Here is a 19341-nt window from a genome sequence, read left to right on the forward strand (position 1 = left end):
CGGAACGCGCCGCACGGCGCAGGCCATAGGCTACACCGGACGGGCCCGGTCGGGCCCGTCCGGCGCGGGGCTCAGACCAGTTGGTCGACGAGCCAGTACAGCAGGTTGAAGGGTTTGGCGCGGTCGGCCGCGTCGCTGGTCTCGGACGCATCCAGCACGTTGCCCGAGCCGCTCATCACGCTGTCGATGAAGTTGCGCAGTTCCAGGCTCATGGTCTGGATGTCGCCGTTCTTGAAATCGACGATCGTGGTGCAGTGGCTCTCGTTGAGCGCGCGGTATTGCGGGAAGTAACCGCCGAAGTTGCCCAGACCGTTCAGGCGATCGCGCAGGCGGGCGGTGTCCGTGCCCCAGCGGGCGTGGATCAGCGCTTCCTTGGTCGCCTGGTTCGGCGCGTTCGCGATGTCGCTGAAGAACCGCTCGTACGAGTACGACGAGTAGTTCAGGTCCTGCCAGAAATGGGTCTGGCCCATGCGGTCGTTCGGATATTTCGCTGACAGCGCGTTGTACAGCGTGCCCAGCTGGTTCTGGTCGAGCTGCGGCAGTGCGGCCGCCATGTACGGCAGCGGGCCGTTCGGACGCGACAGGCCCCAGGCCTGGCGGATCTGGGTCTGCAGCGGTCCCTGCGGCCAGACCTGCGGATCGCCGCCCACCGGCGCGTCGAAGATCGGACCGGAGTCGTCGATCAGGAAGCCGCGCGTCGGCGCCAGGTCGCGGCGCAGGGTGGCGTAGTTGGTGAGGCTGCCGGCGCCGCCGGCGCTGCAACCGGTGGACAGCATCTGCGTCGGACGCGGCAGGTTGTCCTTCAGCCAGCCCACCACCGCGCGGACGTTGCGCACGCCGTTGTGGTGCCAGACCAGCGGCGCGTGCGCACCGGTGGGATCGGGATACACCGCGACCTTGTCGCCGCTGTAGATGTCGCCGGTGCAGTAGGGCACGTAGATCATGTTCCACTGCTGCGTCTTCACCGCATCGAACGGGCTGACGCGGGTGACGAACGGGCTGACCAGGCTCGCGCCGGGGTTCAGCAGGCTCATGTAGTCGTCGGGGATGCCGTCGGGATTGCGCGCGCCGCGGATGCCGGTCTGGCCGGTGCAACTGGCGTAGTCCCAGCAGGCGCCGCCGCCTTCCATGTAGATGATGGTGTTGCGCGTGTTGGCGACGCGGTTGACGAAGAACTTGTAGGGCGAGCCGTTGCCGCAGATGGCGCCGGTCTCCGGGGCCAGTTGCACGGTCTGCCACTGGCTGTAGGTGCCGGGCTTGAAGCCGTCGGCGAAACCCGACGGATTGGCCAGCAGCGGGTAATCGCCGGTGCGTTGCGCCGCGGTCACCTTGTTGTCGGCCTTGGGCGGCGAGATCAGGTTGACGAAGGTTTCCCAGGCGGAATAGTCACCCTCCTCGGCGTGCGACGGTGCGGCCACCAGCAGGCCGGACAGCGCGGTGGCGAGCGCCGTGGCCAGGGCGACCCGCTGTCGCGGGAGGGAGGTTCGAGATGCGGTCATGCGCCGATGCTCCTTTTCGGTGTGGGACTGCAATGGATGGAATGGAATCGCTTGAATGGAATCGTTCTGGAATGCGTGGCGGCGACGTCCCCTGTGCCGTGCCGCACGGCGTGCGTCTAGCGCGCCGTCGCGTCGGTGTACAACGCCGGCATGACCGGGTCAATGCGCGCCGCGGCAATCGAACGCGCAACGCGGCGGACAGCGGCCATCCCGCATTCGTTTGCGACGTGTGAATCGCCTGCGTTTGAAACGTTCGCGGCGAACGTTCGACGAGTGTTCGATGGGCGATCGCCGATCGTTCGAAGGATGTGCCTTGCGACGTCATTCGCCAGGCTTCGCGGCCTCCACCGGCGCGTGCGTGCCCGACGTGCGCGCCAGCCGCGCTTCGCGATGCGCGATGTAGGCGTTCGCGATGAAGATGATCGCCGCGCCGGTCGCGGTCCAGCGATCCACCGGCTCCTGGAACAGCAGCCAGCCGGCCGCCGCCACCAGCGGCAACTGCATGAAGCTGATCGGCGTCAGCGCCGAGACGTCGCCGAGCTTCAGCGCGCGCGTCCACAGCATGTGACCACCGGTGCCGAGGAAGCCCGCGGCGACCACCCACACCCATGCAATGCCTTCCGGCCAGCGCCAGACCGCGAGTGCCGGCAGCAGCGACATCGGCACCCACAGCGACGTGGTGAAGACGACGATGCGATCGGCGGGATCGACCTTCGACAGTTGCTTGATCTGGATCGACACCACGCCGCTGAGCACCGCCGCCACCAGTGCGACCAGCGTGCCGGCGCTGAAGTCCGCGCTGCCCGGGCGCACGATCACCAGCACGCCGATGAAGCCCAGCGCCACCGCGGCCCAGCGTCGCGCGCGCACCTGCTCATGCAGGAACAGCACCGCGGCGATGGTCACGAAGATCGGCGTCGAATACGACAGCGCCACCGCCTGCGCCAGCGGCAGGTGGCCGATGGCCCAGAAGCCGGCCATCATCGAGATCACGCCGACCGTGCAGCGGAACAGGTAGCGCGGCCACTGCGTGGTGTGCAGCAGGTCGGGGCCGTGGCGCACCACCAGCGGCAGCGCCGCCACGAGGCCGAACAGGTTGCGGAAGAACGCGATCTCGAACGTGTGCAGCGTCGCCGACGCCAGCCGGATCGCGATCGTCATCAGGCCGAACAACAGCGTGCTGCCGAGCATCAGCAGCGCGGCGCGCAGGTGCGGTGTCTGCGCGCCGGTCACCAGACGGCGCCGACGAGGCGCGGCTCCGGTTCGATCGCCACACCGAAACGTGTCTGCACGCCGGCGGCGATGCGCCGCGCGAGCGCGAGCAGTTCGGCACCGGTGGCGCGGCCGTGGTTCACCAGCACCAGCGCATGGCGATCGGAGACGCCGGCATCGCCGGAGCCGTCCTTGCTGCGCGCGCCTTTCCAGCCGTCCTGTTCGATCAGCCACGCGGCCGAGAGCTTGCGCGTGTCCGCCGTGTCGCCGCGGAACACCGGCAGGCCCGGATGCAGGATCTGCAGCGCTTCGGCCTGGCCCGCGGGCACGATCGGATTCTTGAAGAAGCTGCCGGCGTTGCCGACGACGGCCGGGTCGGGCAGCTTGCGCCGGCGCAGGCGGATCACCGCTTCGGCCACGTCGCGCACGCCGGGCTTCGCCACGCCCATCGCCTTGAGTTCGTCGCCGATGCCGGCGTAGTCGAGCTTCAGCGCGTCGTCCGGCAGCGCCGACGCGCGCGGCAGCTCGAATTCCACCGCGACGATCAGCCAGCGATCGAGATCGCGCTTGAACGCGCTGTCGCGATAGGCGAACGCGCAGTCCGCATGCGTGAAGCGGCGCAGCCCGCCGTCGAGGCGATCGAACGCCTCCACTGCACGGATGCGCTCGCCGGCTTCCACGCCGTAGGCGCCGATGTTCTGGATTGGCGCGGCGCCGACGGTGCCGGGGATCAGCGCGAGGTTCTCCAGCCCGGCGAGGCCCTGTTCCAGCGTCCACAGCACGAACGCGTGCCATTCGACACCGGCGTCGGCGCGCACGACGGCGCGGGCGTCGTGGTCTTCGATCACGCGGATCGTCGCGCCGCCGAAGCGCAGCGCCACGCGCGGGTTCTCGACGATCAGCAGGTTGCTGCCGCCGCCGACCACCAGCGGCAGCACACCGCGCAGGGTGTCGTCGAACAGCGCGGGCAGGTCGGCGGGATCGTCGGTGTCCAGCAGCGCGCCGGCGTGCGCGTCGAGGCCGAAAGTGTTGCGCAGCGGCGCGCGTTCGGTGATGTGGACGGTCATGTCGTCGGGGGCAGGTGGCCGCGGCTGGGCGCTTCCTTGCGGCGGCGGATGGCGTCGACGCATTCGTGGATCAGCGCCGGGCCGCGGTAGATCAGGCCGGTGTAGCACTGCACGAGGCTGGCGCCCGCGGCCATCTTCTTCACCGCGTCGGCGCCGGTGAGGATGCCGCCCACGCCGACGATCGGGATCTGTTCCGGCAGGCGCGTGCGCAGCCTGCGCAGGACGGCGGTCGACTTCGCCATCAGCGGTTCGCCCGACAGCCCGCCGGCTTCCTTCGACAGCGGATGCTGGTGCACGGCGATGCGCGACACCGTGGTGTTGGTCGCGATGACGCCGTCGACCTGCATTTCGCCGAGCACGCGCGCGGTGACGTCGATGTCCTCGTCGGCGAGGTCAGGCGCGACCTTCACCAGCATCGGCACGCGGCGTCCGTGGCGCGTCCACAGCCGCTCCTGTGCCTCGCGCAGATGGCCGATCAGGCGCCGCAACTGCTGTTCTTCCTGCAGTTCGCGCAGGCCGGCGGTGTTCGGCGACGAAATGTTGATCGTCACGTAGTCGGCCAGCGGATACACCTTCTCGAAGCAGCGCAGGTAGTCGACCGACGCGTCCTCGTTCGGCGTGTCCTTGTTCTTGCCGATGTTGATGCCGAGCTTGCCGTCGCTCTTGCGCTTGGCCTTCTCGACGTTGCGAACCAGGACGTCCACGCCCTCGTTGTTGAAGCCGAGGCGATTGATGATCGCCTTGTGCTCGGGCAGCCGGAACATGCGCGGCTTCGGGTTGCCCGGCTGCGGCTTCGGCGTGACCGTGCCGATCTCGATGAAGCCGAACCCCAGCGCGAACAGTGCGTCGATGTGCGCGCCGTTCTTGTCCAGCCCGGCAGCGAGACCGACCGGGTTCGGGAAGGTCATGTTCATGACCTTCACCGGGAACGCCGGCGTGCCGCGCGACAGCAGCGGGTTCATGCCCGTGCGGTACGCGGTCTCCAGCATCGACAGGCCGAGCGTGTGCGCACGCTCGGCGTCCATCCGGAACAGCAGGGGGCGGGCGAGGCCGTACATCGGTGCGGGTGCCGGTCCGAAAGGGGCTTACAGGTCGAACTTGATGCCCTGGGCCAGCGGCAGCGCGTCGGAGTAGTTGATCGTGTTGGTCTGGCGGCGCATGTAGGCCTTCCACGCGTCCGAACCGGACTCGCGGCCGCCGCCGGTTTCCTTCTCGCCGCCGAACGCGCCGCCGATCTCCGCGCCCGAGGTGCCGATGTTGACGTTGGCGATGCCGCAGTCGCTGCCGGCCGCGCTCAGGAACGCTTCCGCGGCCTTGAGGTTGGTGGTGAAGATCGACGACGACAGGCCCTGCGGCACGGCGTTCTGCATGTCGATCGCCTCGTCCAGCGTCGCGTACTTCATGACGTAGAGGATCGGCGCGAAGGTCTCGTGCTGCACGATGTCGGCGTCGTTGGTCAGGCCGGTGACGATGGCCGGGCGCACGAAGTTGCCGGGGCCGTCGATCGCGGTGCCGCCGGTCTCGACCGTGCCGCCGGCGGCCTTGGCCTGGGCGATGGCGTCGAGGAAGGCGTCCACGCCGTCCTTGCTGTTGAGCGGGCCCATCAGGTTCTTGGGGTCGGTCGGATCGCCGATCTTGCCCTCGACCTGCTTGTACGCGGCGACCAGCTTGGCCAGCACGTCGGCGTAGATGCTTTCGTGCACGATCAGGCGGCGGGTGGTGGTGCAGCGCTGGCCGGCGGTGCCGACCGCGCCGAACGCGATCGCCGGGATCGCCAGCTTCAGGTCGGCGGTGGGGTCGACGATGATCGCGTTGTTGCCGCCCAGTTCCAGCAGCGAACGGCCCATGCGGCGCGCGACGCGCTCGCCGACCATGCGGCCGACCTTGGTCGAGCCGGTGAAGCTGACCAGCGGCACGCGCTTGTCGTCGACGAACTGCTGCGCGAGGTCGCTGCCGGCGTCGTTGAACAGGTAGAACAGGTCCGGGAAGCCGCCGGCCTTCAGCGCGTCGTTGCAGATCTTCATGGCCGCGATCGCCGACAGCGGCGTCTTCGGCGAGGGCTTCCAGATCGAGACGTCGCCGCAGATCGCGGCCACGAAGCTGTTCCAGGCCCACACCGCGACCGGGAAGTTGAAGGCCGAGATGATCCCGACGATGCCGATCGGGTGCCACTGCTCGTACATGCGGTGGCCCGGGCGCTCGGAATGCATGGTCAGGCCGTAGAGCTGGCGCGACAGACCGACGGCGAACTCGCCGATGTCGATCATTTCCTGCACCTCGCCGTCACCCTCGGGCTTGGACTTGCCCATCTCCAGCGCGACCAGCGAACCCAGCGCGTCCTTGTGCGTGCGCAGGGCGTCGGCGCAGAGGCGGATGGCTTCGCCGCGACGCGGGGCCGGCGTCGTGCGCCAGACCTTGAACGTGGCCTGCGCGCGTTCCATCAGCAGGTCGTAATCGGCCTGCGAGGACGCATGCACCCGGCCCAGCACCTCGCCCGTGGTCGGATTGACCGGCTCCAGCACGCCGGCGTCGGTGGTCTTCGACCATTCGCCATGGCCGAGGTAGGTGCCGGATTCGCTGGCACCGAGGCCGAGGGCGGACAGGACGGGGTGGGTCATCGGGGGAACTCCTGGGGTGCTGGCCGACCGCCCGCGATCAGGGGCATCGGCATCGAACGGAAGGGAATGCGAAGCGAACAGGCAGACAACGGACACTCCGGCAACTGGCGGCCCCGACACGATTCGAACGTGCGACCTGTCCCTTAGGAGGGGACCGCTCTATCCAGCTGAGCTACGGGGCCGAAGCGGCGATTATCGCAGGCTTGGCCGGCCCCCGGCACCCCCGCGAAAGCCGCGCCGGGCTCCGTCGATCCGACGACGCGGGGCGCGGGCGTCGTCGGTTTGGCCGAAGGCACATGGACCCTGCCGGCCGATTGCGGCGATGATCGGTCCCGGACCGGCCGCCGGATGCGGCATGCAGATGCAGCAACGGGCGGCGACCGGCATCCGAACCACACCGTCACACACCAGGGAGAGGCAGACATGTCGCAGGCAACAGGGGGCAGTACGGACGGCGACCAGCCGATCCGCGACACGGTGCAATCGATCGAAGCGGCGCGCGATGCGCGGCCGAACATCCTGATGATCCTCGTCGACCAGCTGTACTACCCGGGTCCGGGGTACGGCGACGCGGGGTTCGCGAACGGGATCAAGCAGGTGCTGGATTTCGTCGGCGACATCGATCCGGAGACCAACCCGTGGGCGAAGCATTTCCCCGGGTTCTGCAAGCTGCGCGAACACGCGACGGTGTTCACCGACCACACCATCGCCGAGTCGGCGTGCATCCCCAGCCGCGCCAGCCTGATGACCGGGCAGTACGGCCCGCGCACGGGCGTCACCCAGACCGACGGGCTGTTCAAGAGCGGCGATGCACAGAACTTCCCGTGGCTGCCGCCGAACGGCACGCCGACGGCGGGCGACTGGTTCCGCGCGCTGGGCTACACCACGCACTACTTCGGCAAGTGGCACGTCAGCGAGCCGCCGGAGCACACGCTGCAGCAGTACGGGTTCGGCGATTGGGAGCTGTCGTGGCCGGAGCCGCACGGGTCGTCGATCAACAACCTCGGCACGTTCCGCGACTACCAGTTCGCCGATCTCGCCTGCACGTTCCTGCGCTGCCGCGGGCTGGGCGTGCCGTACAACCGCGCGCTGTCGCAGCAGGGCATGGACGCGCCGCTGGACACGCGCCAGCCGCGCACCGCGCCGTTCTTCGCGGTGTGCTCGTTCACCAACCCGCACGACATCGCGACCTATCCGGCGCTGCCGCGCGGGCTGAAGCCGAGTTTCCCCGGCGACGACCAGACGACGATTCCGACGATCGGTCCCGGCGGCGCGGTGCCGATCCCGCCACAGGGCAGTGTCAGCATCGCGCCGACCGAAGGCACGTTCCACGTCCCGCTGAACCCGACCGGCCTGCCGCAGGACTGCGCCACGCCGTCGCCGACGCAGGACGAGAATCTGCTCACCAACAACAAGCCGCGCGCGCAGTACGACACCTCGTACAAGGTCGCGCTGGGCCTGGCCGCGAAGACCGGCCTGGCGGTCGGGCAGCGCATCGGCGGCGACGAAGCGACGGTGCTGGCGAACTCGGTGAAGGCGACGCTGGGCGTCACCATCCCGTTCCAGCTGCAGCGCGAACCCGATGACGCGGCGACCGGGTTCCTGCAGTACTACGCCTACATGATCTCGATGGTCGACCGGCACATCCTCAAGGTGCTGACGGCGCTGGAGGACAGCGGCCTGCGCGAGAACACCGTCGTCGTGTTCGCGTCCGACCACGGCGAGTACGGCGCTGCGCATGGCATGCAGATCGAGAAGTGGCACGGCGCCTACCAGGAAGTGGTGCACGTGCCGCTGCTGATCAGCCTCCCGAAGTCGCATGCGTCGCGGATCGACACCCGCGTGGTCACCGCGCAGACCAGCCACATCGACGTGCTGCCGACGCTGCTGAAGCTGGCGGACGCCACCGACGCGCACATCGAACGCGCGCGCCGCGAACTGTCCAAGACCCACGCCGCGGCGCCGCTGCCGGGCGCGAACCTCAGGCCGCTCCTGCGCGATCCGCATGCGCCGGTGATCGGCCCCGATGGCCGCGAACGCAAGGGCGTGCTGTTCGTCACCGACGACATGATCACCGAGCCGCTGCCGCGCGACGACGACCCGCACAACGTGCAGTCCTGGCAGCAGTACGCGGTGTACGCCGCGACGGTCGACCTGCTGCGCACGCCGCCGGCGGACGGCGCGCCGCCGCATGCCTACCTGCCCGATCTCGCGGCCGGCGCGGTGCTGCAGCCGGCGCACGTGCGCGCGCTGCGCAGCGGCGCGTGGAAGCTGGTGCGCTACTGTGATCCGTGGAGCGAGCGCCCGGTGCCTGACCAATGGGAGCTGTACAACCTCGCGCTCGATCCGATCGAGAACATCAACCTGCTCGTGTACGACGGCACGTTCCCGACGCCGATCGCGTCGCTGCCCGGCGAATTGACCTCGGACCAGGTGATCGCGATCGCCAACGAGTTGTACGAAGAACTGCGCCGGCAGGAAGCCGCGCACCTGTCGCCGTATCCGTCGGCGCATCCCAGTGCCGGCGCGACCTCGCACTGACGCATCGGCACCCCCGCAGGCACAAAAAAACGGGGCCCCGTGCAGGGCCCCGTCACCGGATCGGCGCTCGAGATGATGGCGCCGCATCGGGTTCGCGTGATCGTTCAACGCAGTGCGGCGATCACTCCGGACGCACGTCGACGCGGACGCGCATGCGATCACCGGGGTGGTGGTCGGTGCGGGTGACGTACTGGCGGCCGGCGTATTCGTAGGTCACGTCGTACATCGTGATGCTGGTCGGCGCGTAGCGGCCGTCGTCGCGGGCGTCGACCGGATCGCAGACGCGGACCACCGCGCGGCGCGGCGGCTGCTTGTTGCGCTGGGCCTGCTCGTACACGCCGCGACCGGCCATGCCGCCGACCATCGAACCCACCGCTGCGGTGGCGTAGCGGGCGGAGCCGCCGCCGACCTTGCTGCCCAGTGCGGCGCCGACGATGCCGCCGATCACGGTCGCGACGTTGCGGCCTGTCTCGGTGCCGTAGCGACGCTCGCCGTAGCCGTCGTCGTAGCCGCGATCACTGCCGTGGCCGTCATTGCCGTAGTAACCATCATCGTAGCGATCGTCGCCGTAGCCGTCGTTGGCGGCGTACTGGCCGCCTTCGGTGTAGCAGCGGCCCGACGAGACGCGGGTCGGCGCGGTCTGCTGGATCACGGGATCCACGCGCACCACGCGGGCGTAGTCGTAATAGGGGGCCTCGGCGCTGTAGCGGTCCTGCACCGGCGCCGGTGCGCGCGTCTGGGCGGAAGCGAGGCCGGTGGCGGCGATCAGGGCGGAAGCGAGGATCGTGGCGGCGATGCGAGGCATGGTGGGCTCCGGGCGCCGGGATGGCGCGACCCGCACCGTAGGGGGCACGGGATAACGGATTGCTGAATTTTTAACGGCACCGGGCCTGCGGAAGCCCTGCGTTTAGCCACGCCTCAGGCGAAATGCACGGCGTGTTCGCGTTTTCCGCACGGAAAACGGTTTCGCAGGTTCCGGCCGTTTCGTTCGGATTTTTCCGACATCCGGACGCGTCGTCCGCCGATGGGCCGGGCTGCGCCGCCGCGGAATCCTGTGCACCCGTCCGATGAAGGATCCTTCGGTGCTCGATCCGCGATTCGCGCTTGCCCTGCTCGCGGGCAAGCTGGCCTGCCTGTGGCTGCCCGCGCCACCGCCGCCCTGCGTGCTCGTGTGGATTGCGTGCGCGGCCGTGCTGCTGCGCTGGCCGCAGCCGCGTGCGCCGCTGTGGCTGGCGGTGCTCTGTGCCGGCTTCGTGCTGGCCGGCGTGCGTGCCGAGGTTGCGTTGTCGCGACAACTGCCGCCGGAAATGGAGGCTCAGGTCGCGACCGTCCGCGGCACCGTGGTGGAACTGCCCGCGCACGAGCCGCGCCGCACCCGCTTCACGTTCGTCGTCGACGATGCCGCGGACCAGCCGACCGCGCTGCGCGGCCGGCGCCTGCGGCTGTCGTGGTACGACGCCTACGACGCGCCGCCGTTCCCGCCGCATGCGCCGCGTTATCGCGTGGCGGCCGGCAGTCGCTGGCATTTCGAGGTGAAGCTGCGCGCGCCGCGCGGTTTGCGCGATCCCGGCACGGCCGACGTCGAGAAGCAGTTGCTGATCGACCGCATCGTCGCCACCGGCCATGTGCGCGACGAAACCGAAGCGCGACGGATCGCGCCGCCGGGCGGGCTCGATGCCTGGCGCGAGCGCATGTCGGCGCGGATCGCCGCCGCGGTGCCGGACGAGGGCGCGCGCTTCGTGCGTGCGTTGGCGCTGGGCGACACCCGCGGCCTCGACGACACCGACTGGGCGCGGCTGCGCGCGGCCGGGCTCACGCATCTGATCGCGATCTCCGGCTTCCATGTCGGTCTCGTCGCCGGTGCGGTCGCGTGGGTCGTGCGCGGCCTGTGGTGGTTGTGGCCGGCGCTCGGGCGGCGCTGGCCACGCCCGCAGGCGATGCCGCTCGCGGCGATGCTCGGCGCGCTCGGTTACGCCGCGTTGGCCGGCTTCGCGCTGCCGACGGTGCGCACGGTGCTGATGATCGCCGTCGTCGCGGCCGGGCGGCTGTCTCGGCGTGCGAGCCGGCCCGTCGACAGCCTCGCACTAGCGGCGATCGCGGTGCTGCTGTTCGATCCGCTGTCGGCGCTGACCGCCGGGTTCTGGCTGAGCTTCGGCGGCGTCGCCTGGCTGCTGTGGTGCCTGCCGCAGGGCGACGCGCGCCCGGTCCGCGCCTTCTTCGCCGCGCAGGGCGTCGCCACGCTCGGCCTGCTGCCGCTGGGCGTGGCGCTGTTCGGACAGGCGTCGCTGGTCGGGCCGCTGGCGAATCCGGTCGCGATCCCCTGGTGGAGCCTCGTCGTGGTGCCGCTGTCGCTGCTCGGCACCGCGCTGGAGGCGCTGCATGCCGGCTGGGGCGGGCCGCTGTGGCGCGCCGCCGCGGCGTGCTTCGAGCCGAGCTGGCGCCTGTTCGCGTGGCTGGCCGACGGGCCGCTGGCGCTGTGGTGGCTGCCGGAGGCCGCCTCGTTCGCGATGCCGCTCGCGCTGCTGTCGGCGTTCTGGCTGCTGTTGCCGCGCGGTGTGCCGGGGCGGTCGCTGGCGCTGCTGCTGTGGCTGCCGCTGCTGTGGCCGGATCGCCACCTGCCGCAGCCCGGCGAGGCCGAAATCGTCGTGCTGGACGTCGGACAGGGACTCTCGGTGCTGGTGCGCACGCGGACGCATGCGCTGCTCTACGACATGGGTCCGGCGCAGCCCGACGGCTTCGATGCCGGCGAGCACGCGATCACGCCGGCGCTGCATGCGCTCGGCGTGCCCCGGCTCGACGCGAGCGTCGTGAGCCATGGCGACAACGACCATGTCGGCGGTTTCGGCGCGGTCGCCGCCGAGTTCCCGATCACGCGTCGGTTCGCGCCGCCGGAGAGCGGGCTGGAGACGAAACTCGGGCGCTTCCGCGCCTGTCGCGGCGGTGACGGCTGGAGCTGGGACGGCGTGCGTTTCCGTTTCCTGCACCCGCCGGTCCATTTTCCGTACCTGCGCAACGAATCGAGCTGTGTGCTGCGAGTGGAGACGGCGCATGGCGCGGCGTTGCTGACCGGCGACATCGGCGACGTGATCGAGCGCCGGCTGGTGCGGGAGGCGGGGGCGTCGCTGCGGGCCGACCTGGTGCTGGTCGCGCACCACGGCAGTGCGGGTTCATCGGATCCGGTGTTCGTGGACGCGACCCGCGCCCGGTTCGCGGCGATCTCCGCCGGCCACGGCAACCGGTTCCGCCATCCGCGGCCGCAGATCGTGGCGCGCTGGCGCGAGGCCGGCGCACGCACGCCGCTGACCGCCGACGCCGGGGCATTGCGCTTTCGGGTGGCGGCCGGCGGCGTGTCTCTGGCGACCGAACGCGGCCGCCATCCGCGGCTGTGGGATGCCGCCGCGCTGCGTCGACGGCGGCTCGGTGGGGGTCCTGCCGCTGGGCTATCCTATGGCCGTGACGACGACCCCCATCGATGACGGCCACGGGCCGGAGGATGCGACGTGCTGGAACTGGTGAAGGCGGGCGGATGGCCCATGATTCCGCTGCTGCTGCTGACCGTCCTGGCGGTGGGCATCGTGCTCGAACGCTTCTGGAGCCTGCGTCGCAAGACCGTGCTGCCGCCTGGCCTGGGCGACGAGGTCCGCGCCTGGGCCGCCCGGGGCAACCTCGACCCGACCCACATCGAGTCGCTGCGCCGCACCTCGCCGCTGGGCGCGCTGCTGGCCGCCGCGCTGGACGTGCGCCAGCGCCCCCGCGACCAGATCCGCGAGCGCATCGAGGACGTCGGCCGCCATCTCGTGCACCGCATGGAGCGCTTCCTCAACGCGCTCGGCACCATCGCTTCTGCTGGGCCGCTGCTGGGCCTGTTCGGCACCGTGGTCGGCATGATCCAGATGTTCCTGGGCATCCTCGACAACGGCATCGGCGACGTGAACCAGCTCGCCGGCGGCATCGGCAAGGCGCTGGTCTGCACCGCGACCGGCATGATCGTGGCGATCCCGGCGCTGGTCTTCCACCGCTATTTCCGCGGCCGCATCGCCGGCTACATCGTCGACATGGAACACGAGGCGATCCAGTTGCTGGACACCCTCGATCCCGTGCGCCCCGGCGCCCCGGGCGCGCCCGGCGGCCGCGGCATCGTGCCGCCGGTGCGCGGGGACTGAGCCCATGGTCGCGTTGCGCGTCGCCCTGGTCCTGCTGTGCGCCGCGGTCGTCGCATGGCCGGTGGGGCATGCCATCGTCGTCGGCCTGCGCACCGGCAAGTTGCCGCACAGCGACAGCACGTCGGTGGTCGTGCGCGGCACGCACCCGGTCCGCTTCTGGGCGCTGATGGTGCTGTTCCTCGCGATGCTGGCGCTGCTGGGTTACGGCGCCGGCCTCGGCCTCCAGCGCGCGCTGGCCTGATCCGCCTTTTCGAGACGCCCACGCCATGCGCATCCGCGATTTCCGTGCCGACGACGAACCCGAGATCAACCTGATCCCGATGATCGACGTCGTGCTGTGCCTGATCATCTTCTTCGTCGTCACCACCACCTTCGATGCGCGTTCGGTGCTGAAGCTGCAGTTGCCGAAGGCGCAGGGCGAAGCCAGCGAGTCGCCGTCGAAGTCGCTGAGCGTGCTGGTCAATGCCGACGGCCGCTATTTCGTGCAGGACCGCGAGGCGCTGCGCACCGACGTCGAATCGCTGAAGCGGACGATCACCGAGGTCGCCGGTGCCGACCGCAGCCGACCGGTGCTGCTGCGCGCCGATGCGCGCACGCCGCACCAGTCCGTGGTGACGGCGCTGGATGCGCTGGGTCAGCTCGGTTTCCGCCGGATCAGCATCGCCACCGCGCCGGAAACCCGCGCCGAAGCGAAGGCCGCGACCCCGGCCGGGACGCGCCGGTGAGCCCGTCCGACCGTGCCCCGGCATGGCCGGTCTACAAGCGACTGCTCGGATTCGCCGAGCCGTACCGGCCGCTGCTGCTGCTGGCGCTGGCCGGCCTGCTGATCGAAGCCGGTGCCGGTTCGGCGTTCATGAAGCTCATGGAGCCGGTGGTCAACGAGACCTTCATCAGCCGCAACACCGAGCTGAGCCTGATCCTGCCGCTGACCATCGTCGGTCTGTTCGTGGTCCGCGGCATCGCCGGATACGTCACCGACATCTGCATGGGGCGTTCTGCGCGCAGCATCGCCCGCGACCTGCGCGTGAAGGTGCTCGGCAAGTACCTGCGCCTGCCGGGCCAGCGCTTCGACAGCGAGCCGGTGCCGGCCATGCTGATGCGTCTGGGGTCCGACAGCGACCAGGTGGCGAATGCCGCCGTCGACGCCGCGAAGGTGATGCTGCAGCAGTCGTTCCAGATCATCGGTGCGCTGGGCGTGATGCTGTGGACCAGTTGGCAGGTCACGATCGCCATCCTGGTGATGGCGCCGCCGCTGGCGTTCCTCATGGACAAGGTCGCCAGGCGCTACCGCCGTTTCAGCCATCGTGTGCAGGAGAGTGGCGCGCGGCTGCTGCAGGCGGCGGACCAGGCGCTGAACAACCAGCAGGAAGTGAAGATCTACGGCGCGCAGGAGGCGGAACTCGGGCGCTACGCGGCGCTGGCCGACGAGAACCTGCGTCTGGCGATGAAGGTGGAGTCGACCCGCAGCATTTCCTCGGCGGTGGTCCAGTTGATGGGGGCGGTCGGGTTGGCGTTGCTGCTGTTCTTCGCCGGTCGCGAGGCCATGGCCGGCCGCCTGAGCGCCGGCGGTTTCGTCTCGCTGATGATGTCGATGATGGCGATGATCCCCGCCCTCAAGCAGCTCACCAACGTGCAGAACATGCTGCAGAAGGGCATCGCGTCGGCCGAACGCCTGTTCGGCGTGCTCGACGCCGAGCAGGAGGTCGATCGCGGCACGCGCACCCTCGACCGCGCCCGCGGCGAACTCGAATTCCGCGACGTCGGCGCGCGTTATCCCGGCCAGAACGCGGCCGCGCTGGACGGCGTGTCGTTCGTCGCGAAGCCGGGCACGGTGACCGCGATCGTCGGCCGCTCCGGCAGCGGCAAGTCCAGCCTCGTGAAGCTGATCCCGCGGTTCTACGAACCCGAGGCCGGCCGGATCCTGCTCGACGGCCATCCGGTCGACGAGTACCGCCTCGCCGACCTGCGCCGGCAGATCGCGCTGGTCAGCCAGCAGGTGATGCTGTTCGACGGCAGCGTCGCCGAGAACGTGGCCTACGGCGAACTCGCCGACCACGACGCCGCGCACCTGCGCAAGGCGCTCGACGCCGCGAACGCCAGCGAATTCGTCGACACGCTGGCGGACGGCGCCGGGACCGGCATCGGCAGCAAGGGCGGTCGCCTCTCCGGCGGCCAGCGCCAGCGCCTCGCCATCGCCCGCGCGATCCTCAAGGACGCGCCGATCCTGATCCTCGACGAGGCCACCGCCGCGCTCGACAACGAATCCGAGCGGCTGGTGCAGGATGCGCTGAACCGGCTGATGCCCGACCGCACCACGCTGGTCATCGCGCACCGGCTGTCGACCATCGAGCATGCCGATCAGGTGCTGGTGCTGGATCGCGGCCGGCTGGTCGAACAGGGCACCCACGCCGAGCTGCTGGCCCGCGACGGGCTCTACGCGCGCCTGCACCGCATGTCGTTCCGCGAACCGGGCGCCGCGGACGCCGCGCCGTGAGCGGCCGCCGGCCGCCGGGCTACTGGTTCGGCGAGGGCACGCCGCCCGTGCCCGTGCGCGCGCTGTCGAAGCTTTACGCCGGCGTCGTGGCCGCACGTGCGGCGCTCTATCGCCGCGGCTGGCTGCGCAGCCGCCATCCCGGCAAACCGGTGATCGTGGTCGGCAACGTCATCGCCGGCGGCAGCGGCAAGACGCCGCTGACGATCGCGCTGGTCGAGCGCCTGCGCGCCGACGGCTTCACCCCCGGTGTCGCCAGCCGCGGCTACGGCCGCGCCGAGGCCGGCACGCCGCGCTGGGTCGATGCCGCGCTGGACCCGCGCCTCGGCGGCGACGAACCCGTGCTGATCGCGCGCCGCACCGGCGTGCCGGTGCGGGTCGACGCCGATCGCGCCGCCGCGGCGCAGGCGCTGGTCGACGCCGGCTGCGACGTGATCGTCTGCGACGACGGCCTGCAGCACTACCGGCTGGCGCGCGATATCGAGATCGAAGTCATCGACGGCCGTCGCCGCTACGGCAACGGCCTGCCGATCCCGGCCGGCCCGATGCGCGAACCCGCCGCGCGCGGCGCGCGCTGCGACTTCCGCGTGCTGAACCTCGGCAGCGACGACGGCGAGGCCGGCTTCGGCGAATGGCCGATGCGACTGGTCTCCGATGCCGTCGTCGCCATGCGCGGCGCGCGCACCGCGCCGCTGTCCGCGTTCGCCGGCCAGCGCGTACATGCCGTCGCCGGCATCGGCGATCCCGAGCGTTTCTTCGCGATGCTGCGCGGCCAGGGCATCGCCGTCGTGCCGCACGCCTTCGCCGACCACCACGCCTACCGCGCCGAAGACCTCGCCTTCGGCAGCGACCTGCCGGTGCTGATGACCGAGAAGGACGCGGTGAAGTGCGCCGCCTTCGCCGACGCGCGCTGCTGGTCGGTGCCGGTGCGCGCGGCGCTGCCGGAAGCCTTCTGGATCGCGCTGCTGGAAAAGCTCAAGCCTGCGTGACGTTCACCCGTTTCCTCCTGCCTCCTTCGATGCCATGACCGCCACCGACTTCGTCGTCGCCATTCCCGCCCGCTTCGCGGCCAGCCGGCTGCCGGGCAAGCCGCTGCGCCTGCTCGGCGGCGAACCGCTGGTGCTGCACGTCGCCCGCCGCGCGCTGGCCGCGGGTGCGCGCGAGGTCTGGGTCGCCACCGACGACGCCCGCATCGCCGATGCGCTGGCCAGCAGCGGCGTGCGCATCGCGATGACCTCGCCCGACCACGCCTCCGGCACCGACCGACTTGCCGACTGCGCGGCGCAGGCCGGCTGGGACGACGCCACCGTCGTCGTGAACCTGCAGGGCGACGAGCCGTTCGCGCCGGCCGCGGGCATCCGCGCGGTCGCGGAGACGCTGGTCGCCAGCGGCGCGCCGATGAGCACGCTGGCGACGGAGATCGCCGATGCGGAACAGCTGTTCGACCCCAACACGGTCAAGCTGGTCCGGGCCGGGAACGGCGATGCGCTGTACTTCAGCCGGGCGCCGATCCCGTGGGCGCGCGACGCCTTCGCCCGCGACCGCGCCGCGCTGCCGGCGGGTGGCCCGTGGCTGCGCCACATCGGCATTTACGGCTACCGCGCCGGTTTCCTGAAGCAGTTCGCCGCGCTGCCGCCGTCGCCGCTGGAGCGGATCGAATCGCTGGAACAGCTGCGCGCGCTGGAGGCCGGGCACCGGATCGCGGTGGCGATCACGCCGGCACCGTTTCCGCCGGGCATCGACACGCCCGAAGATCTCGATCGTGCGGAGCGCCACCTCGCTGCGCAGCGGGCCGGGGGCTGAGGTGCGCCTGCTGATGGTCTGTCTCGGCAACATCTGCCGGTCGCCGCTGGCCGAGGGCGCGTTCCGCGCCCACCTCGACCGTCGCGGGCTGGACTGGATCGAGGTCGATTCGGCCGGCACCGGCGGCTGGCACGCCGGCGAACCGCCGGACCGGCGCAGCATCGCGGTTGCCGCGGCGGCCGGGGTCGACATCCGCGGCCAGCGCGCGCGGAAGCTGCGCCGGGACGACTTCGCCACGTTCGACTGGCTGCTCTGCGCCGACCGCAGTGTCCTGCGCGACGTGCGCGCGATGGCGCCGGCCGGTGCCAGTGCGCAGGCGGCGCTGCTGCTGGACTGGGCCGGACAGGGCGAGGACGCCGAGATCCCCGATCCCTACACCGGGGGTGCGGAAGACTTCCGTCGGGTCTGGGCCATGGTCGACGCTGCGGCCGCCGCCGGTGTCGAACGCCTCGCACGAGCCGGTCGCCGCGCTGATGGCGGTTGACGCTCGCGCCCGGACTGCGGATGCTGATCGACGCATGGACACTTCGCTCGCTCCCGAATTTCCCGCCTCGCTGGAATGGCTGAACCTGGCCGCGCCGCTGCGCATGGCGCAGCTGCGTGGCCGGATCGTCGCCCTGGTCTTCGTCAACGCCGGTTCGGCGTGGTGCCAGCAGCGGCTCGCCGACCTTGCCACCCTGCGCAAGCGCCACGTCGACCAATTGCACGTGGTCGCGATCCATGTGCCGCGCTTCGACCACGAACGCGATGCCAAGCGCGCATCGCGCCGGCTGCAGCGGCAGCCGCTGGACTTCCCGCTGGCCCACGACGCCGACTGGGTGGCGTGGCAGCACTACGGCATCGACGCCTGGCCCACGGTCGTGCTGATCGATGGCCAGGGCATGATCCGCGGCCGGATCGTGGGCGACACGCCGGTCCGCGACCTCGAGGCGGCGTTCGCGAAGCTCCGTGCCGACGAGGCGCCGCAATCGTTGCAGGTCGAACCGTACGAGGTCAGGCGCAACCGTGATCCCGACCTGCCGCTGCGCTACCCGATGGGCATCGCCGTCGGCGACCAGTACGTCTATGTGGTCGACTCCGGCCACCACCGGGTGCTGGAGTGCACCCCGGCCGGTCGCATCCATCGCCAGTTCGGCAGCGGCGGCCCCGGCTTCATCGACGGCCCGATGGAACTGGCGGCGTTCCAGAACCCGCAGGGCCTGAGCCTGCAGCGCGACGTGCTGTACGTGGCCGACACCGGCAACCATGCGGTGCGCCGGATCAAGCTCGGCACCGGCGACGTCGAGACGCTGGTCGGCGCCGGCCGCCCCGGCTCGCCGAACGAAGGCACCGTGCACGATCCGCGCGCGATCGCGCTGGATCATCCGCGTGGCGTCGCGGTGTCGCCCTCGAACATCGTCTGCATCTCCACCGCCGGCGACAACCGGATCTGGGCCTACGACCTCGGCGACCGCTCGATGCGCCTGCTCGCGGGCTCCGGCGCGATGACCCTGGTCGACGGCGAAGGCCCGTCGGCCGGCTTCGTCGGCCCGAGCGGCCTGGCGCTGGTGCAGCAGATCCTCTACGTCTGCGACGAGGCTGGTTCGGCCATCCGCAGCGTCCACCTGCGCAGTCGCCAGGTGACGACGCTGGTCGGGCAGGGCGCCTGGCGCTTCGGCAACATCGAGGGCTCGCGTACCGACGCGCTGCTGCAGCAGCCGCAGGCGATCGCGCTGGACGGCAAGGCGCCGGTGCTGTGGGTCGCCGACAGCGGCAACGACCAGTTGCGCACACTGCGCCTGGGCGGCGGCGAGCTGAGCACCATCAGCCTGCCCCAGCGCCTGCATTGCCCGGCCGGTCTCGCCGTGCACAACGGCGTGGTCTGGATCGCCGATACCGACGCCCACGCGGTCCTGCGCTTCGACCCGGGCGACGGCAGCCTGCGGCAGATCCCGATCGGCGAGTGAG

16 protein-coding genes and 1 tRNA gene are annotated in these 19341 nt (G+C 70.7%); 10 read left to right on the forward strand and 7 right to left on the reverse strand.

The features are described 5' to 3' along the window. Positions 1–71: 71 nt before the first annotated feature. The 6 genes from ACT53R_RS17065 to ACT53R_RS17090 all read right to left on the reverse strand — a co-directional run bounded on the left by ACT53R_RS17065 (position 72) and on the right by ACT53R_RS17090 (position 6578). The gene (locus ACT53R_RS17065; RefSeq protein WP_476173113.1) at positions 72–1499 is read right to left on the reverse strand and encodes a pectin acetylesterase-family hydrolase; all 1428 of its coding nucleotides are present in this window, start codon (positions 1497–1499) and stop codon (positions 72–74) included. A gap of 321 nt (positions 1500–1820) precedes the next feature. After that, the gene (locus ACT53R_RS17070; protein ID WP_476173114.1) at positions 1821–2732 is read right to left on the reverse strand and encodes a DMT family transporter; all 912 of its coding nucleotides are present in this window, start codon (positions 2730–2732) and stop codon (positions 1821–1823) included. Further along, positions 2729–3778: a UDP-N-acetylmuramate dehydrogenase gene (gene murB / locus ACT53R_RS17075; protein WP_476173115.1), complete on the reverse strand. Its 1050-nt coding sequence runs from the start codon at positions 3776–3778 to the stop codon at positions 2729–2731. Before murB ends, ACT53R_RS17070 begins: the two co-directional genes overlap by 4 nt. Then, positions 3775–4836, reverse strand: a complete 1062-nt coding sequence (locus tag ACT53R_RS17080) for a quinone-dependent dihydroorotate dehydrogenase (RefSeq protein WP_476173116.1) — start codon at positions 4834–4836, stop codon at positions 3775–3777. The genes murB and ACT53R_RS17080 overlap by 4 nt, the downstream gene beginning before the upstream one ends. A gap of 27 nt (positions 4837–4863) precedes the next feature. Further along, positions 4864–6396 carry an L-piperidine-6-carboxylate dehydrogenase gene (gene amaB, locus ACT53R_RS17085; protein WP_476173117.1) on the reverse strand — a complete coding sequence of 511 codons (1533 nt, stop codon included), beginning with the start codon at positions 6394–6396 and terminating at the stop codon, positions 4864–4866. Between the two features lie 105 nt (positions 6397–6501). Beyond that, positions 6502–6578 (reverse strand) — tRNA-Arg (locus tag ACT53R_RS17090). Positions 6579–6819: 241 nt separating this feature from the next. Between ACT53R_RS17090 and ACT53R_RS17095 the strand changes: the two genes are divergently transcribed. Further along, positions 6820–8937, forward strand: coding sequence for a sulfatase-like hydrolase/transferase (locus ACT53R_RS17095; RefSeq protein ID WP_476173118.1), 2118 nt, complete (start codon positions 6820–6822; stop codon positions 8935–8937). Positions 8938–9058: 121 nt separating this feature from the next. Here ACT53R_RS17095 and ACT53R_RS17100 read toward each other — a convergent pair whose 3' ends face one another. Further along, entirely contained in the window at positions 9059–9742 is a 684-nt protein-coding gene (locus ACT53R_RS17100) for a glycine zipper 2TM domain-containing protein (protein WP_476173119.1), read from the reverse strand. Between the two features lie 277 nt (positions 9743–10019). Between ACT53R_RS17100 and ACT53R_RS17105 the strand changes: the two genes are divergently transcribed. The 9 genes from ACT53R_RS17105 to ACT53R_RS17145 are packed head-to-tail and all read left to right on the forward strand — an operon-like array spanning position 10020 to position 19340. Continuing rightward, positions 10020–12413, forward strand: a complete 2394-nt coding sequence (locus ACT53R_RS17105) for a DNA internalization-related competence protein ComEC/Rec2 (RefSeq protein ID WP_476173120.1) — start codon at positions 10020–10022, stop codon at positions 12411–12413. A 24-nt stretch (positions 12414–12437) separates the two neighbouring features. Then, positions 12438–13100: a MotA/TolQ/ExbB proton channel family protein gene (locus ACT53R_RS17110; RefSeq protein WP_476173121.1), complete on the forward strand. Its 663-nt coding sequence runs from the start codon at positions 12438–12440 to the stop codon at positions 13098–13100. A gap of 4 nt (positions 13101–13104) precedes the next feature. Further along, a complete protein-coding gene (locus ACT53R_RS17115) occupies positions 13105–13341 on the forward strand; it encodes a hypothetical protein (protein WP_476173122.1) in 237 nt (78 codons plus the stop codon). Between the two features lie 25 nt (positions 13342–13366). Further along, positions 13367–13825 (forward strand): ExbD/TolR family protein, encoded by a 459-nt coding sequence (locus tag ACT53R_RS17120; RefSeq protein ID WP_476173123.1) that lies wholly within the window; start codon positions 13367–13369, stop codon positions 13823–13825. Next, a complete protein-coding gene (gene msbA, locus ACT53R_RS17125) occupies positions 13822–15594 on the forward strand; it encodes a lipid A export permease/ATP-binding protein MsbA (protein WP_476173124.1) in 1773 nt (590 codons plus the stop codon). Before ACT53R_RS17120 ends, msbA begins: the two co-directional genes overlap by 4 nt. Beyond that, on the forward strand, positions 15591–16580 hold the full coding sequence (lpxK, locus tag ACT53R_RS17130; protein WP_476173125.1) for a tetraacyldisaccharide 4'-kinase: 990 nt from the start codon (positions 15591–15593) through the stop codon (positions 16578–16580). Before msbA ends, lpxK begins: the two co-directional genes overlap by 4 nt. Positions 16581–16614: 34 nt before the next feature. Beyond that, positions 16615–17394 carry a 3-deoxy-manno-octulosonate cytidylyltransferase gene (gene kdsB / locus ACT53R_RS17135; RefSeq protein WP_476173126.1) on the forward strand — a complete coding sequence of 260 codons (780 nt, stop codon included), beginning with the start codon at positions 16615–16617 and terminating at the stop codon, positions 17392–17394. Between the two features lies 1 nt (position 17395). Continuing rightward, positions 17396–17878, forward strand: coding sequence for a low molecular weight protein-tyrosine-phosphatase (locus ACT53R_RS17140; RefSeq protein ID WP_476173167.1), 483 nt, complete (start codon positions 17396–17398; stop codon positions 17876–17878). Positions 17879–17912: 34 nt separating this feature from the next. After that, the gene (locus ACT53R_RS17145) at positions 17913–19340 is read left to right on the forward strand and encodes a thioredoxin-like domain-containing protein (protein ID WP_476173127.1); all 1428 of its coding nucleotides are present in this window, start codon (positions 17913–17915) and stop codon (positions 19338–19340) included. The last annotated feature ends 1 nt before the right edge of the window (position 19341 follow it).

Source organism: Lysobacter sp. DMC104 (assembly GCF_056313665.1).

Bases quoted from the DNA above. Each gene is read 5' to 3' on its own strand.
- ACT53R_RS17065 (WP_476173113.1), bottom strand. From the start codon at position 1,499: ATGACCGCATCTCGAACCTCCCTCCCGCGACAGCGGGTCGCCCTGGCC.
- murB (WP_476173115.1), bottom strand. From the start codon at position 3,778: ATGACCGTCCACATCACCGAACGCGCGCCGCTGCGCAACACTTTCGGC.
- ACT53R_RS17080 (WP_476173116.1), bottom strand. From the start codon at position 4,836: ATGTACGGCCTCGCCCGCCCCCTGCTGTTCCGGATGGACGCCGAGCGT.
- amaB (WP_476173117.1), bottom strand. From the start codon at position 6,396: ATGACCCACCCCGTCCTGTCCGCCCTCGGCCTCGGTGCCAGCGAATCC.
- ACT53R_RS17095 (WP_476173118.1), top strand. From the start codon at position 6,820: ATGTCGCAGGCAACAGGGGGCAGTACGGACGGCGACCAGCCGATCCGC.
- ACT53R_RS17100 (WP_476173119.1), bottom strand. From the start codon at position 9,742: ATGCCTCGCATCGCCGCCACGATCCTCGCTTCCGCCCTGATCGCCGCC.
- ACT53R_RS17115 (WP_476173122.1), top strand. From the start codon at position 13,105: ATGGTCGCGTTGCGCGTCGCCCTGGTCCTGCTGTGCGCCGCGGTCGTC.
- ACT53R_RS17120 (WP_476173123.1), top strand. From the start codon at position 13,367: ATGCGCATCCGCGATTTCCGTGCCGACGACGAACCCGAGATCAACCTG.
- kdsB (WP_476173126.1), top strand. From the start codon at position 16,615: ATGACCGCCACCGACTTCGTCGTCGCCATTCCCGCCCGCTTCGCGGCC.
- ACT53R_RS17145 (WP_476173127.1), top strand. From the start codon at position 17,913: ATGGACACTTCGCTCGCTCCCGAATTTCCCGCCTCGCTGGAATGGCTG.